This is a genomic window from Acidovorax sp., from assembly GCF_046339755.1.
In the GTDB taxonomy this organism is placed as follows: domain Bacteria; phylum Pseudomonadota; class Gammaproteobacteria; order Burkholderiales; family Burkholderiaceae_C; genus Acidovorax.
The window spans coordinates 1-15,505 of record NZ_JBKDTZ010000334.1 but is presented as its reverse complement, the minus strand read 5'-3'; the positions used below and the strand labels follow the sequence as shown (position 1 = coordinate 15,505).

The window sequence follows — 15,505 nt, the reverse complement described above, 5'->3', positions numbered from 1 at the left end:
CCAAAACGCCGTTGCGCAAATGGCACGAGCCCCCTGCCGCTACGAGAGTGATAGCGGCTGCAGCAGCTCGGCGAGGTCGCTTTCGGTGAACAGCGGCTGCTTGCGCCCGGCCGCGCCCTGGTAGAGATTTTCGGCCAACTGGGCCTTTTTCTCCTGCAGGGCCAGGATGCGCTCTTCGATGGTGCCGCGCGCCACCAGCTTGACCACCCAGACGCTCTGCGTCTGGCCGATGCGATGGGCGCGGTCGGTGGCCTGGGCTTCGACGGCAGGGTTCCACCAGGGGTCGTAGTGGATCACGGTGTCTGCCTGCGGCAGGTTCAGCCCCACCCCGCCGGCCTTCAGGCTGATCAGGAACAGCGGCACCTCGCCGCTGGTGAAACGCTCGATGATGGCATCGCGCTTCTGGCTCTGGCCGGTGAGCTTGACCCAGGACAGACCGTGTTTCGCCAATTCGGCCTCGATCAGCGAGAGCATGCTCGTGAACTGCGAGAACAGCAGGATGCGCCGGCCCTCGGCCAGCATCTCGGGCAGCATTTCCATCAGCTGCGCGAGCTTGGCCGAGGTGTGCACCTTGCGAGCCGCATCCAGCGGCACGAGCTGCGGGTCGCAGCACACCTGGCGCAGCTTGAGCAAGGCGTCGAGGATGGTGATCTGCGAGCGCGCCAGGCCCTTGGCCTGCAGCGCTTCGCGCACTGTCTTTTCCATGCCCAGGCGGATGGTCTCGTACAGGTCGGCCTGGGCGCCCGAGAGGTCCACGGGCATCACGGTCTCGATCTTGGGCGGCAGCTCGTGCGCCACCACCGACTTGGCCCGGCGCAGCATGAAGGGGGTGATGCGCGCGCGCAACTGCGCCAAGCGCTCGGTGTTGCCCTGGCGCTCGATGGGCGTGCGGAACAGGTCGCGAAAGCGCTGCTGGCTGCCCAGAAAGCCCGGCATGAGGAAGTGGAACAGGCTCCAGACCTCGCCCAGGTGGTTTTCCATGGGCGTACCCGACAGGCACAGCCGGTGGTTGGCCTGCAGCTGCGCCACCACCTGGGCGGCGTTGGTGGTGGCGTTCTTGATGTTCTGCGCCTCGTCGAGCACCACCATGTGCCAGCGCGCTTCCAGCCAGCGCTCGCGGTCGCGCTGCAGCAGCGAATAGGGGGCGATCACCAGGTCGTGCTCGGCCATGGATTCGGCCAGGGCATGGCGCTCCTTGCCATGCAGCACCACACTGCGCAGGCCGGGGGTGAAGCGCGCGGCCTCGCGCTCCCAGTTGCCCATCAGGCTCACGGGCGCCACGATGAGCGCCGGCTGCACAAGGCGCCCGGCGTCCTTTTCGACCTGGATGTGCGCCAGCGTCTGCAGCGTCTTGCCCAGGCCCATGTCGTCGGCCAGCACGCCCGCCAGGCCGTTGGCGCGCAAAAACTGCAGCCAGTTGAGCCCCTGCTGCTGGTACGGCCGCAGCTGCGCATGCACGCCAGCGGGCACCGGCACCTCGGGCAATTGCCCTTGCCCCTGCAGTTGCCGCACCAGGGCCTGCAGGCTGGCCGCGCCCTCCCACACCACGCCATCGCCCAGCGAAGCGCTGGCGCGCAGCGCCTCCAGGCGCGACAGGCGCAGGCTATCGCCCGAGAAGTCGTGCGCGCGGTCACCCACCAGGTCCAGCAGGGCCACCAGCCAGGGCTTCAGGGTATCGGTCGGCAGACGCACGAAGCCATGGCCGCCGGGCGCCGGAAGGTACAGGTACGGCGGCAGCACCGGCGCCCTCAGGCCCTGGCTGGCAGCGCCGCCAGGTTCGGCGGGGTCGGGCGGCGCCGCAGCGGCCGCTGCAATCAGGTCGGGCAGCCAGGGCAGGATGTTGTGGCGCTGGCCCTCGATCTCGATGCCCAGCGACAGCTCGAACCACGGGGACGGGCCGAACTCGCCGCCGCCACTATTCGCCGTCCGGGCGGACAGGCCGGCCCCATGGTCTTCATCCTCCAGCCCGAACGTGCCATGCCCACCTTCGTCCTCCGCCCCCTCGGGACCCAGGTGCACATGGACGGCGTGGGCATGCGTGATCCAGCGGTCCAGCCCGGGCGCCATGGTGAGCACAAAGCCGGCATTGCGCAGCACGGCAAAGTCCCCGTCGGCCCAGCGCATCCAGGCGTCCTGCGGGCGCTCGCCGGGAATGCCGAAAAGGCCCTCATCGATGCCCAGCAAGCCCAGGTCCATGAGGCGGGAGACAGCGTCGAGTTCGGCGCGGCCATCGCGCTGCAGCAGCACCTTGCCGCCCTCGCCGTCCAGCCCATCCACCAGCACCCCCAAGGGCTGCCCCGCCCACCAGCCCGCATGGCCCTGGTAGTCAAACCGCAATTGCGCCGTGATGAGCCCCATGTAGGCCACGCCCGCGGCGGGGGTCAGCGCCAGATGCAGGCGCGCCACCGGGGCCACGCCATCGAGCCGGGTCAGCCCCTGCAGCACCGGCGGCAAGGGCAGCGCTCCCAGGCGGCGGGCCACGTCGGCCTGGTGCTTTTGCAGCGCGGCGGCGCTGAGCGGGGGCGCATGCAGCAGCACCTCCAGCTGTGCGGACTCCAGGCCCGGCGCGTGCGCCGGGCCGCACAGTCCGGCCGCAGCATCCAGGTACATCGGCGGGCTGTTGTGGCACAGCAGGGCGCCGGCTTCGGGCAGGCGCGCCTGCAGCGCCCAGCTGCCGTCCTGCGCCAGGGCCGCCGCCGCACCGCCCGAAACGGCCTGCCAGGCCCAGTCGATGGGCTGCGGCCCACCCCAGCGCAGGGGCTCGCCCACGGTGGAACCGCCCGCATCGGCAAACAGGCGCCCGGTGCTGGCGGCCTGCTCCATGGCCAGCAAACCGATCTGCCCCTCCAGCACGGCACAGGGCGCGCCGCTGCCGGCGGAGTAGTAGTTGTGCTGGCGCGGCAGTGCGCGCAGCAATTGCAGGACCTGCCGGTCGGTATCGCTGGCGCGGTCGAACACCGCCTGCCCCTTGCCCGGCTGGGTGCGCACCTGTTTGGGCTTGGCCCAGCCACCCGTCACCTTGGGGTAGGAAACCACGGCCTCCAGCTGCAGCAGGGGCGCGGTTCGCGGCGCCCCCACCACGGACAGCAGGTAGACATACTGTTCCGGGCGGTCGGCACCTGCGGGCGCATCGGCATCGGCCAGGCCGGCCGCCCTGTCCAGCGCCAGCAGCCAGTTCATGAGGCGCGCCTCCGCCTCAAGGCGGTGCACCTCGGCCATGCGCTGCTGCGCGTCGCCGCGATGGGGCGGGCGGCCTGCCCCGGCCGGTGCCATCACCAGGCCCCTGATCCGGTCCACCTCGCTCGGCCCCTGGCGCGCCGCCTGGTGCATGAGCGCCACCCCGTGCTTGCACTGCAGGCCCACGGGGCAACTGCACTGGCTGCGCCAGTAGTCCACCGCGCCATCGGGCATCAAGGCCATCGACACGGACAATTGATAAGGAGCCAGCTGGCTGCCTTGCACATCGCCCTTGAGCAGCCAGTGATCGCCCTCGGCGCTGATGGCCAGGCGCCGCACGGCCCGCGCCTTGAACAGCGCAGTCCCCCGCGCCCACACGCCGTCATCGCACAGCGCACGCAGTGATTCAGGCTCGAACCAGAACTCCAGGGACATGGAAAAATTCAATACACGACGCGGCAAAGACCCGCAGGCCATGGTACTGCACAAATGCTATTCAAAAAATAGCAGGCAACGCCCCCTCCTGGCCCATGAATGCTCCCACGGGCCAGCCGCTCAGCCTCCGCGCGCAGCGCGCACGCGCGCAACCACCTCCTGCGCATCGGCGCCCACCCCCTGCCCGCCCTGCCCCGCCTGCAGGCTGGCGAGCAACCTCGCCAGCACGGGCGCCTGGGGCAACAGGGGGCCCAGGAAGCGCGCGCTCGCGCCATCGGCGATCAGCAGGGTGGGAAAGGTCTCCACGTCCAGGTCGCCCGCCAATTCGGATTCGTCCTCAATGTCCACCCACTCAAAGCGCACGCCAGGGTGCGCCTGGGCCAGGGCATCGAAGATGGCCCGGTAATCGCGGCAGGTGCCGCACCAGTTGGCGCACAGGCACACGGCCCACCACCCGCTGCCCGTGGCAGCAGGGTTGGCATGGGACAAGGCGACCGGGGTGTTCATCTGTGCAATCCTCGTGGGTTGGGAACCTGTTTGGGCCTTCCTTCAGGCCCGGCACTTTACAACGGCTGTCCCCAGGCTGCTGGCATGCCCCCCCGGATGCCCAGGCAAGCGCGGGGACAAGCAGCCTGCGTGCTACGCTGTAGCACAGGCTTTCGACCACGCCATGCTCAAGTCACTGATCCCGATTCTGTACGCGCAACTGTCTCCCCACCGCCTGGACGTGCGCAACGCCAGGACCGGCGGAACCTGGAGCGGTGCGCCGGAGCTGGCCATTCAGCAGGAACCCAAGCCCACCATCCTGGCCGTGGGCGACAGCGCCAGGCAGGCAGCCGCCCAGACGGGCGCGCGCCTGGTGAACCCCCTGGACCACCCGCGCAGCATCATCTCGGACTACACGCTGGCCGAGCAGTTGCTGCGGCACGCCGTGCAGCATGTGCTGCGCAGCGGTGGCAGCACCTGGGGCCTGGCCCCCTCCCCGCACCTCGTGCTGCATCCGCCCAGCGATCCTGCGGGCGGCTACACCCAGGTCGAGCTGCGCGCGCTGCGCGAGCTGGGCATGGGCAGCGGCGCCAGCAAGGTCGCCCTGTGGCACGGCGCGCCGCTCAGCGACGAGGACCTGCGTTCGGGGAACTTCCCCGCCACCGGGCAGGTGCTGCAAGCATGAGCCGCACCCGCTCCACCCGCATCACCATGGACGACAAGGCCCACCCATGAGCACCACCAAGCCCGACACCATTGCACTGCAAATGCCCGTGCCCAGCGGCGAGCAGCTCAAGGCCGCGCGCACGGCAGCGGGCCTGAGCCAGGCCCAGGCCGCTGAGTTGATGGGCTACCCGCTGCAGACCGGCAGCCGCGGCGGCCTGCAGTCGCGCACCTGGCAGGCCCTGGAGAGCACGAGCGACGAGCGCAGCATGCAGGGCCCCGTGTTCGCCATGTTCCTCTTGCTCACGGGCCAGCACCCGGATTTCGTGCTGCAGCGCAAGCCGGACGAAGGCCCGGCGCCCGATGCGGTGCTGGGGTCCACAGCGCAGGGCGAGGAAACCATCTCCCCCGAATAGCCGCCGGGACCTGCCGGCCGCTCAGTCCACCTTGATGTTCGCGGCCTTGATGACCTGGGCCCATTTGTCGACCTCGGCCTTCTGGAAGGCCGCGATCTGCGCCACGCCGAGGTCGGCCGGCTCCATGCCGAAGCCCGCCAGGCGCTTTTGCATCTCGGGCTGCGCCAGGATCTTGCGGATCTCGTCGTGCAGGCGAGCGACCACGGTCGCGGGCGTGCCCGCTGGCGCAAAGATCGCCTGCCAGGATTGCACCTGGAAGTCCTGCAGGCCCTTGACGCCCGATTCGGCCACCGTGGGCACATCGGGCATGGAGGCCAGGCGCCTGGGCGAGGTCACGGCAATGGCGCGCAGCTTGCCGCTTTGCACGTGCGGCGCCGCCACGACCGTGGTGTCGAACATCATGTCGACCTGGCCGCCAATCACGTCCTGGATGGCGGGCCCACTGCCCTTGTAGGGAATGTGGGTGAATTTCACACCCGACTTGAAGCCCAGCAACTCCACCGCCAGGTGCTGCGAGCTGCCCGTGCCGGCAGATGCGGAGGACAGGCCGCCCTCCTTGGTCTTGGCGGCGGCCAACACGTCCTTGAGGGTTTTGTAGGGGCTGTTGGCGGCCACCACCAGCACCACCGGGTTGGTGCCGATCAGGGTGACCGGGCTGAAGGACTTGAGGGCGTCGTAACCGAGCTTGGGGTAGAGGCTCGCGTTGATCGCGTGCGAGCTCACCGTGCCGCCCAGCAGCGTATAGCCGTCGGCTGGCGCGCGCGCCACCACCTCGGACCCTACGCTGCCCGCAGCGCCAGCCTTGTTCTCCACCACCACGGTGGTGCCAAGCGCTGTGCCGAGTTGCTGGCCGATCATGCGGCCCAGGGTGTCGGTGGTGCCACCTGCGGCGAAGGGCACGACATAGCTGATGGGCTTGCCTGTGGGCCAGGTGCCCTGGGCAGCGGCCGGCAGGCCGGCAAGGGCACAGGCGGCGGTCAGGGCAGCCGCGTGGATGAGGGTTCTGCGTTGCATGGAAGGTGTCTCCGATGGGAAAAGGTGCTCAGGGGAAATCGACGATCTCGACCCAGTTGGGGTTCTTGCCGGCCGGCACGCGGGTGGGCGTGCCCGGGATGCCAGTGGCCGGATCGATGGGGTGCACGGAAAGGCTGTGCGACTCCTGCCCCGCTGCGATCAGGAAGCGCCCCGAGGAATCGACCGCAAAGCCGCGCGGCGACTTTTCGGTGGGCACCTGGCCCAGGGGCTGCAACTGGCCGGTGGCGGCATCGACACGGAAGGTGCTGAGGGTGCTCGAGGTGCGCTCGGACGCATACAGCGTGCGGCCATCGGGCGAGAGGTGCAGGTCGGCCGCCCAGGGCTTGCCGGCAAAGCCGGCGGGCAGCGCCGTGGTGCGCTGCACGGACCGCAGCGTACCGCGCGCGGCGTCGTAGGCCATCACATGCACAGCGGCATCGAGTTCGTTGACCAGGTACATGTAGCGCTGCGCACGGTCCCAGACGAAGTGGCGCGGGCCGGACTTCTCGGGCGCCACACTGGTGATGGCCGGCTCGTGGGCCGTGAGACGGCCGGTTTCGGCATCGAAGCGCCAGGCCGAGAGGTTGTCGCCCCCCAGGCTGGTGGCGAACACATGGCGGTTGGCGGCGTCGGCATGGATGGCATGCGCGTTGGGCGCCGTGGGGATCAGTTGCTGCACGGCACCCACCACCCCGTCCTTGCCGATGCTGTTGACCGTGATCTTGTGGCCCGGGTAGGAGGCGGCAAACAGCCAGCGGCCCGTGGCATCGGTGTCGATGTTGGCCATGCTGTCGGCCAGCGGCGCCTCGCCCAGCTTGCGCAGCCTGCCGCTGGCGGGGTCGATGGCCAGGCTCACCACCCGGAACGGCTGGGAGCGCAGGGCCACATAGAGCACGCGCCTGTCCGGGCTCACCGCCATCGGCATGGCCATGCCGGCCAGGGGCACGGTCTCCACCGGTTTGAGCGTGCCCGCACCGCGGTCCAGTTCGAGCACCGACACATCCTGGCTGTCGGCATTGGACACATAGACCCCGGTCGCGGCGCTCGCCGCGGTGCATGCCATGCTGGCAGCCAGGTGCAGCGCCAGGCTGCGGACACGGAAAAAACGACCCATCTCTCTTCTCCTTCGGTTCGCATGCCACCTGCTGCGCAGGCCCAAGGCAGGCAATTGTCATATGTTGTCGTACAACATGATCGATTGTGCTGTGCAAGAAGCGACCTGCGCCAAGGGGATAACCCGAACCCGGAAGTGGCCTGGGTTTGAACGCCCACTCCCTCCCTGGAGGAAGGATTCGCCCCTATTTCCATTGGAGAATCAGGACTCAGAGATCGGTAAAAACCCTTAAACGCAGCCTCCACAGAAGCCTGGCTACCAGGGAAAGAGATTTCAAAACGGGCTTGCGGTCCGATTCTTTGCGTGAAAACCCATTGTCATTTTGCAATATTAGTTGTACGATGACTGGCAACAAAGTTTGAAACAGGAGACACGCACCATGACTGTGACCCGCCGCAACGCCATCCTGGCCTGCACCGCCGCCCTTGCCGCCACCACCGCCGCTGCACAGACCGCCGCCGAGTGGCAGCCCACCAAGACCCTCAAGCTGGTCGTGCCCTACCCGCCCGGCGGCAGCTCGGACATCATCGCGCGCTCCATCAGCCAGTCGCTGTCGGAAGCCCTCAAGCAGCCCGTGATCGTGGAGAACAAGCCCGGCGCCAACGGCAACCTGGGCGCAGACTTCGTGGCCAAGGCCGACCCGGACGGCTACACCATGCTGCTGTGCGACGTGGGCGCGCTGGCCATCAGCCCCTCGGTCTATACCAAGCTCTCGTTCGACCCTTCCAAGGACCTGCGCGGCGTGACCATGCTGGCCTACTCGCCCCACCTGCTGGTGGTGCACCCCTCGGTCAAGGCCAACAACCTCAAGGAACTGGTGGCGCTGTCCAAGACCGCCGAGCTGAACTTCGCCGTCACCGCCACCGGCAGCGCACCGCACCTGGCCGGTGTGGCACTGGAGCGTGCCAGCGGCGCGCGCTGGCAGTACATCCCCTACAAGGGGGGCGTCACCGCCATCCAGGACACGGTGGCCGGCCAGACCCAGGTGCTGATGAACGGCATGCTGGCCACCCTGCCCCAGGTGCAGAACGGCAAGCTCAAGGTGCTGGGCGTGTCCAAATCCACGCGCATGCCGCTGATCGGCGACGTGCCCACGATCGCCGAGCAAGGCGTGCCCGGCTACGAGTCTGGCACCTGGCAAGGCATCCTGCTGCCACGCGGTACGCCCGACGCCGTGGTGCAGCGGCTGAACAAGGCGCTGATCACCGCCATCCGCTCGCCCGACATCCGCTCGCGCCTGGCCGGCCAGGGCGCCGAGGTGGTGACCATGACCCCCACCGAACAGGACCAGTTCTTCGCCAAGGAGCGTGCGCGCTGGGCCTCCGTGGTGAAGGCCGCCAACATCAAGCTCGACTGAGCACCCGCCTGTTTTTCCACATCACCGCCCCGCTACCACCATGACCCCGCAAGACCTCAAATCCATCATGGGCTCCGGCCTGCTGTCCTTCCCCGTCACCGACTTCGACGAGCAGGGCAACTTCAACGCCAATGGCTATGCGGCCCGCCTCGAATGGCTGGCCCCCTATGGCGCCAGCGCCCTGTTCGCCGCCGGCGGCACGGGTGAGTACTTCTCGCTCTCGGGCCCCGAGTACGGCGAGGTCATCAAGACCGCGGTGGACACCTGCCGCGGCAAGGTGCCCATCATTGCCGGTGCCGGCGGCCCCACGCGCACGGCCATCGCCCATGCCCAGGAGGCCGAGCGCCTGGGTGCCCACGGCATCCTACTCCTGCCCCACTACCTGACCGAAGCCGGCCAGGAAGGCCTGATCGAGCATGTGGCCGCGGTCTGTAACAGCGTGAAGTTCGGTGTCATCGTCTACAACCGCGACCGCACCAAGCTCACGGCCAATTCCCTGGCCATCCTGGCCGAGCGCTGCCCCAACCTGATCGGTTTCAAGGACGGTGTGGGCAACATAGAGACCATGTCCTCGATCTTCATGAAGATGGGTGATCGCTTCTCGTACCTGGGTGGCCTGCCCACGGCCGAGGTGTATGCCGCGGCGTACAAGGCGCTGGGCACGCCGGTGTACTCGTCGGCGGTGTTCAACTTCATCCCCAAGACGGCGATGGAGTTCTACAAGGCGGTGGCGGCCGATGACATGGCCACGCAGCACCGGCTGCTCAAGGACTTCTTCATGCCCTACCTCGATATCCGCAACAAGGTGGAAGGCTATGGCGTGAGCATCATCAAGGCCGGCGCCAAGCTGGTGGGCCATGGTGCGGGGCCGGTGCGCGCGCCGCTGACGGACCTCAAGCCCACCGAGATGGAGCAGCTCAAGGCGCTGATCGACAAGCTCGGTGCCCAGTAAGCGGGGATCACAAAGCTCTCCTGGCGTCGTTGTTGCGTCTTGTCGTGCTGCTTGTACTGCCTGCGCCGCAAGCGCCTGGCCAGGACCGCTGCGGCGAGCTTTGTGACCCGCTTGAGCCGCTGCAGAACTATTTCGCAACCCACGCAATTTGCCTGAAGAAGGCCCCGCAAGAGGGCCGTTGACCACCACACCACCACCCTGGAGACATTCACCATGTTCATGAAGAAACTGCTGCTGGTTGCCAGCGCCTGCAGCCTGGCTTTTGCCGCATCGGCCCAGACGGGCACGCCAGCCGCCTGGCCCGAAAAGCCCGTCACCATCGTCGTGCCGTTCCCGGCCGGCGGCTCCACCGACATGGTGGCCCGCGCCATGGCCCTGCACATGGGCGAGAAGCTGGGCCAGAATTTCGTGGTGGACAACCGCCCCGGTGCCACGGGCACGCTGGGGGCCGGCATGGTCAAGCGTGCGCCGGCCGATGGCTACACGCTGCTGGTGTCCTCGCTCGGTGCCTTCGTCGTGGCGCCGCACCTGCTCAAGAGCGTGCCCTATGACGCGCTCAAGGATTTCGACTACATCACCGTGCCCGTGCAGGCGCCCAATGTGCTGGTGGCCGCCCCCGGCCAGAAGGCCCGCACCGTGAAGGAAGTGATCGCCCAGCTCAAGGCCAACCCCGGCAAGGTGAGCTTTGCGAGTTCAGGCAACGGCTCGTCGGACCACCTTTCGGCTGAAGTCTTCTGGCAGCAGAGCGGCACCGAGGGCCTGCACATCCCCTACAAGGGCGGTGCGCCGGCCATCAACGACCTGCTGGGCGGGCAGGTGGAGTATTCCTTCCAGAACGTGAACGCCGTGCTGCAGCACATCCGCGGCGGCAAGCTGCATGCGATTGCCGTCACCGGCGACAAGCGCAGCCCCGTGCTGCCCGATGTGCCCACCCTGGCCGAGGCCGGCGTGGCCGGCGCCGAGGTGTACTCCTGGCAGGGCATGGCCGCGCCCAAGGGCCTGGCGCCCGCGCTCAAGAAGAAGCTTTCGGACGCCGCCATCGCCGCCATGAACGACCCCGCCGTGAAGAAGCGCATGGTGGACCAGGGCCTGGAGATCGTGGCCAGCACGCCCGAGGAATTCACCGCCTACCAGGCGCGCGAATTTGCGCGCTGGAAGACAGTGATCGAAACCCGCAAGATCACCGCTGATTGAGAGCGACCCAAAAACCTCTTCTGGCGTTGTTGCTCCGTCTTGTCGTGCTACTCGCACTGCCTGCGACGTAGCGCCTAGCCAGAACCGCTTCGCTGAGGTTTGTGAGCCGCTTCGAGGCAACAGACCGGGGCGCCTGCGCCCCATATTGCAGACCACCATGACCACCTCATCCATCCCCTCCGCCTCCAGCACCCCTGTCATCACCGAGCTGCGCGTGGTGCCCGTGGCGGGCCACGACAGCATGCTCATGAACCTGAGCGGCGCGCACGGCCCCTTCTTCACGCGCAACCTGATCATCCTGCGCGACAGCGCGGGCAACACCGGGGTGGGCGAGGTGCCCGGCGGCGAGAAGATCCGCCAGACCATCGAAGATGCGCGCGCCCTCATCGTGGGCCAGCCCATCGGCCACCACAACGCCGTGCTCAACGCCATGCGGGCCCAGTTCGCCGACCGCGATGCGGGCGGGCGCGGCCTGCAGACCTTCGACCTGCGCATCACCATCCACGCCGTGACGGCGGTGGAGTCGGCCTTCCTGGACCTGCTGGGCCAGCACCTGAACGTGCCCGTGGCCGCGCTGCTGGGCGAGGGCGTGCAGCGCGAGGCGGTGCAGATGCTGGGCTACCTGTTCTATGTGGGTGATCGCGAAAAGACCGATCTGCCTTACCGCGCCGAGCCGGGCGCCGACAACGGCTGGTTCCGCCTGCGCAACGAAAAGGCCATGACGGCCGAGGGCATCGTGCGCCTGGCCGAGGCCGCATACGAGCGTTATGGTTTCGCCGACTTCAAGCTCAAGGGCGGCGTGCTGCGCGGCGAGGAAGAGGTCGAGGCCATCCGTGCGCTGCACGAGCGCTTTCCCGAAGCGCGCGTGACGCTGGACCCCAATGGCGGGTGGCTGCTGAAGGACGCCATCCGCATCACCCGCGACCTGCACGGCGTGATGGCCTATGCCGAGGACCCCTGCGGCGCCGAAGGCGTGTTCTCGGGCCGCGAGGTGATGGCCGAGTTCCGCCGCGCCACCGGCCTGCCTACCGCCACCCACAGGGTGGCCACCGACTGGCGCGAAATGGCGCACAGCCTGGCCCTGCAGTCGGTGGACATTCCGCTGGCCGACCCGCATTTCTGGACCATGGCCGGATCGGTGCGCGTGGCCCAGATGTGCCAGGCCTTCGGCCTGACCTGGGGCTCGCATTCCAACAACCACTTCGACGTGTCGTTGGCCATGTTCACCCACGTTGGCGCCGCCGCCCCCGGCCGCGTCACCGCCATCGACACGCACTGGATCTGGCAGGACGGCGAATGCCTGACCAAGGAGCCGTTCCAGATCAAGGGTGGCTTCATCGACCTGCCCCAGAAGCCCGGCCTGGGCGTGGAGCTGGACATGGACGCCGTGGAACGGGCCCACCAGCTGTACCTGCAGCACGGCCTGGGCGCGCGCGACGACGCCATCGCCATGCAGTACCTGATCCCGGGGTGGCAGTTCAACAACAAATCGCCTTGCATGGTGCGGTGAGCGGCTGACGCGGGCTCTTTCGAACCAGGCGGCCCGACGCGACCCCTGCTCGGGTTGCGGGCCGCGCGTCGTCGCTCAATGACCAGCGCGGCGCCTCTGCAGCCTGGCCACCAGCGCCGCGCCCAGCGAGCACAGCGCGAGATACACCAGCGCAACGAAAAGGTACACCTCGACAATGGTGCCGTCGCGCTGGGCCACCTTGGTGGCCGCACCCAGGAAGTCGTTGAGGCTGATGACGTAGACCAGGGACGTGTCCATCAGCAGCCCAATCGATTGGCTCACCAGCGATGGCATCATGTTGCGGAACGCCTGGGGCAACACGATCAGGCGCAGCGCGGTGAACTGGCCCATGCCAAGGGCGGTGGCGGCCTGCATCTGCCCCTTGGGCACGCTGCCCAGCCCGCCGCGGATGATCTCGCCGAAGTATGCGGCCTCTGCGAGCACGAATGCCGTCAGGGCTGCGTAGACAGGGCCCACATCCAGGTTGGGATTGCCCGTGATGGTGCGCAGCACATAGGGTACGAGGAAGTACACCCAGAAGATCGTCAGGATCAGCGGAATGGAGCGAAAGGTATCGGTGTAGATCCGCGCAAGCCATGCCAGCCATGGCGGACCGAACAGCCGAGCGATGGCCAGACCAGTGCCCAGCACAATTCCCAGCACCATGCCCACGGCTGTGAGCATGGCGGTGGTATACATGCCATCAAGCAGGTAGGGCCAGGCGCGGTCCAGTGCGTTCCAGTTGAAATGGTCCATGGCTCAAGCCCCGCCCATTCCTGGAATGCGCAGGCGGCGCTCGACGTGGCGCATGAACATCACCACGCACCAGGTGATCGCCATGTAGATCAACGTCGCGGCGATGAAGGCCTCGAAGGGCTGGGCGCTGAACTCGCTGAATTGCCGTGAGCGGCCCGTCAGCTCCAGCAAGCCGATGGTCAAGGCCACCGCAGAGTTCTTGAACACGTTCATGAAATCCGATGTCAGCGGAGCGACCACGATGCGCAGGGCCTGCGGCAGGATGACGAACCGGTAGGAATCCACCATGCCAAAGCCCATCGCCTTGGCCGCATGCTTTTGCCCCCTGGGTACGGCCTCGATGCCCGCCCGCACCAGCTCTGCGGCTTTGGCTGCGGTGAAGAGGCTGAGGGCCAGCAGCATGGTGAGAAATTGACTGAGAGTCGGGGGCGCTTGCTTGATTGCCATGCCGATCGCCTGCGGGAGCAGCTCAGGCACCACGTAGAACCAGAGGAACACCTGCACCAGCAGGGGCACATTGCGAAAGCAGTGCACGAACACCGCCGCTGGCCATCGAAGTGCACGATGCGGCAAAGTGCGAGCGATGCCGATGAACAGTGCCAGCGCCAGTGCCAGCACCCATGACAGCAGGGACAACAACAGCGTCCAGCCCAGCCCGCTTGCCAGCAGGTGCCAATAGACCCCTTCGCCGGTGACGGACGGCTTGAAATAGACGAGGAAGTCCCAGCTGTAGTTCACGGTTTACAGGGCCTTGTCCGAAGGGTTCTGGTACAGCTCCTGGATGGCGGGCTGCATGGGCATCTGCATGTTGAAGCCGTTGCGCACGTTCAGTGGCTTGGTGAAGTACTTGTCGTACAGCGCATTCATCTCTCCGCTTTTCATCATGCCCACGATCACCTCGTCCACCAGCTTCTTGAACTGGGCATCGCCCTTGCGCAGCATGCAGCCATAGGCCTCGCGTTCCAGTGGCTCGCCTACGACCTTCCATCGCGATGGATTGCGGGCGCGTGCTGCGCTGGAGAACAGCCCGGTATCGTCGGCGACAAACGCCTCTGCGCGCCCCGACTCCACGCTCATGGAGCCTTCGTTGATGTCCGGCGCCATGATGATGTTGATGTTCAGCTTCTCCCGCTCGTTGAGCTGCCTCAGCAATCGTTCGGTCGTGGTGCCCGCGCCCACCACCACGTTCTTGCCGGCAAGCCCCTTCCAATCGTTGATCGGCGAGTCGGCCCTGGCCATGATGCGCGCGCCGACGGCGAAGTAGGTGACGGAGAAATTCACCTGGTTCTCGCGCTCCAGGTTGTGCGTGGTCGAGCTGCACTCCAGGTCCACCGTCTGGTTGGCGACCAGGGGGATGCGTGTCTGTGGCGTGACCTCCATGTTGCGGATCTTGAGGTCACTGCGCCCAACCGCTTGCTTGGCCTTGTCGGCGACCTTCAGCGCGATCTCCCAGGCGAAGCCTGCCTGCTTGTTGCTGTCGTCCAGGTAGTTGAAGGGGACCGAGGCGCCGCGTGTGGCCAAGGTGATCTGCCCGGTGTCCTGGATCTTCTTGAGCGTACCGGTGAGTTCCTGCGCCTGCACGCCACCCATCAGCGCGAACAAGACCGCGCTGGCCACCATTGCCCGGGAAATCCCAACTGCTTTCATATCAACCGCCTTTTCTGATCACGACACACCACATGAAAGGACGGGGCCATGAAGCTGGCCCGCCCAACGAAATCTCCGCCTGCAATAACGAGGCCAGTTCTAGCCCTGGCTGGCGTTGAAGCGCTCGAACGCACGAGCCAGATCACGGCGGATGCTCTCCACATCCTCCAGCCCGACAGACACGCGGATGAGCGGCTGGCGAACGGGTGGAAAGGCGCGGCCGTCCTGCAGTTCCGCCGGGTAGTAGGCGATGAGGCTGTGCACGCTGCCCCAGCTCGCGCCGATGGACAGGGTCTCCAAGTCCGAGAAGAACGCCTGGTAGGCCGCAAAGGGCGCAGGCTTGAGCACCAGCGAGAACACGCCGCCGCTGCCGCTGAAATACTTGCGCCACAGCGCATGCGACGACGACGACTCCAGCGCGGGATGCAGCACCTGCTGCACTTCATCACGGGCCTCCAGCCAACGGGCGATGTCCAGCGCCGCCGCCGACTGGTGCGCCATGCGCACTGCCAGGGTTTCCAATCCGCGCTCCACCAGAAAGCAGTCGTCAGCGCTGCTGGCCAGCCCCATGTACGACTGCAGGTGGCGTACGCGCTTGTAGAGCTCCCGGTCGTTCGTGCTGATGGAGCCCATCAGCAGGTCGGAGTGGCCGCCCATGTACTTGGTGCACGCATGGATGCACAGGTCCACCCCGAGGGCCAGGGGCTGGAAGTACAGCGGGCTGCTCCAGGTGTTGTCGATGGCAGTGAGCACGCCGTGCTTCCTGGCTTGCTCGATCAGAGGC

The 15,505-nt window shown here is 67.2% G+C and carries 14 protein-coding genes; 6 read left to right on the top strand and 8 right to left on the bottom strand.

Annotated features, from left to right (window positions below; translation table 11 throughout):
* Positions 1-39: 39 nt before the first annotated feature.
* Both ACK59X_RS29640 and ACK59X_RS29635 read right to left on the bottom strand, forming a co-directional pair.
* On the bottom strand, positions 40-3,612 hold the full coding sequence (locus tag ACK59X_RS29640) for an SNF2-related protein (RefSeq protein WP_409962240.1): 3,573 nt from the start codon (positions 3,610-3,612) through the stop codon (positions 40-42).
* A gap of 120 nt (positions 3,613-3,732) precedes the next feature.
* Positions 3,733-4,119 carry a thioredoxin family protein gene (locus tag ACK59X_RS29635; protein ID WP_409962238.1) on the bottom strand — a complete coding sequence of 129 codons (387 nt, stop codon included), beginning with the start codon at positions 4,117-4,119 and terminating at the stop codon, positions 3,733-3,735.
* A 163-nt stretch (positions 4,120-4,282) separates the two neighbouring features.
* Between ACK59X_RS29635 and ACK59X_RS29630 the strand changes: the two genes are divergently transcribed.
* Both ACK59X_RS29630 and ACK59X_RS29625 read left to right on the top strand, forming a co-directional pair.
* A complete protein-coding gene (locus ACK59X_RS29630) occupies positions 4,283-4,783 on the top strand; it encodes a rod shape-determining protein (protein ID WP_409962236.1) in 501 nt (166 codons plus the stop codon).
* Positions 4,784-4,829: 46 nt separating this feature from the next.
* Complete coding sequence (locus tag ACK59X_RS29625) at positions 4,830-5,177, top strand: helix-turn-helix domain-containing protein (protein ID WP_409962234.1); 348 nt, start codon at positions 4,830-4,832, stop codon at positions 5,175-5,177.
* Between the two features lie 21 nt (positions 5,178-5,198).
* Here ACK59X_RS29625 and ACK59X_RS29620 read toward each other — a convergent pair whose 3' ends face one another.
* Together ACK59X_RS29620 and ACK59X_RS29615 are read right to left on the bottom strand one after the other, a co-directional pair.
* Complete coding sequence (locus ACK59X_RS29620; protein ID WP_409962231.1) at positions 5,199-6,191, bottom strand: Bug family tripartite tricarboxylate transporter substrate binding protein; 993 nt, start codon at positions 6,189-6,191, stop codon at positions 5,199-5,201.
* 28 nt (positions 6,192-6,219) lie between these two features.
* Entirely contained in the window at positions 6,220-7,305 is a 1,086-nt protein-coding gene (locus ACK59X_RS29615) for a lactonase family protein (protein WP_409962230.1), read from the bottom strand.
* Positions 7,306-7,684: 379 nt separating this feature from the next.
* Here ACK59X_RS29615 and ACK59X_RS29610 point away from each other — a divergent pair, with 379 nt between their 5' ends.
* The 4 genes from ACK59X_RS29610 (at position 7,685) to gudD (ending at position 12,318) form a co-directional block, all read left to right on the top strand.
* On the top strand, positions 7,685-8,662 hold the full coding sequence (locus tag ACK59X_RS29610) for a Bug family tripartite tricarboxylate transporter substrate binding protein (RefSeq protein ID WP_409962228.1): 978 nt from the start codon (positions 7,685-7,687) through the stop codon (positions 8,660-8,662).
* A 40-nt stretch (positions 8,663-8,702) separates the two neighbouring features.
* Entirely contained in the window at positions 8,703-9,614 is a 912-nt protein-coding gene (gene kdgD, locus ACK59X_RS29605; RefSeq protein ID WP_409962226.1) for a 5-dehydro-4-deoxyglucarate dehydratase, read from the top strand.
* Positions 9,615-9,833: 219 nt separating this feature from the next.
* Entirely contained in the window at positions 9,834-10,808 is a 975-nt protein-coding gene (locus ACK59X_RS29600; RefSeq protein ID WP_409962242.1) for a Bug family tripartite tricarboxylate transporter substrate binding protein, read from the top strand.
* Positions 10,809-10,965: 157 nt separating this feature from the next.
* The gene (gudD, locus tag ACK59X_RS29595; protein ID WP_409962224.1) at positions 10,966-12,318 is read left to right on the top strand and encodes a glucarate dehydratase; all 1,353 of its coding nucleotides are present in this window, start codon (positions 10,966-10,968) and stop codon (positions 12,316-12,318) included.
* A 75-nt stretch (positions 12,319-12,393) separates the two neighbouring features.
* Here the strand turns inward: gudD and ACK59X_RS29590 are convergent, their stop codons facing one another.
* From ACK59X_RS29590 to ACK59X_RS29575, 4 genes are all read right to left on the bottom strand, one after another.
* Positions 12,394-13,074 (bottom strand): amino acid ABC transporter permease, encoded by a 681-nt coding sequence (locus tag ACK59X_RS29590; RefSeq protein WP_409962223.1) that lies wholly within the window; start codon positions 13,072-13,074, stop codon positions 12,394-12,396.
* A 3-nt stretch (positions 13,075-13,077) separates the two neighbouring features.
* Entirely contained in the window at positions 13,078-13,812 is a 735-nt protein-coding gene (locus tag ACK59X_RS29585) for an amino acid ABC transporter permease (RefSeq protein ID WP_409962221.1), read from the bottom strand.
* Between the two features lie 3 nt (positions 13,813-13,815).
* The gene (locus ACK59X_RS29580) at positions 13,816-14,721 is read right to left on the bottom strand and encodes a transporter substrate-binding domain-containing protein (protein ID WP_409962219.1); all 906 of its coding nucleotides are present in this window, start codon (positions 14,719-14,721) and stop codon (positions 13,816-13,818) included.
* Positions 14,722-14,820: 99 nt separating this feature from the next.
* Positions 14,821-15,505 (bottom strand): trans-sulfuration enzyme family protein (locus tag ACK59X_RS29575; protein WP_409962217.1); only part of this gene is annotated, 685 nt, incomplete at its 5' end.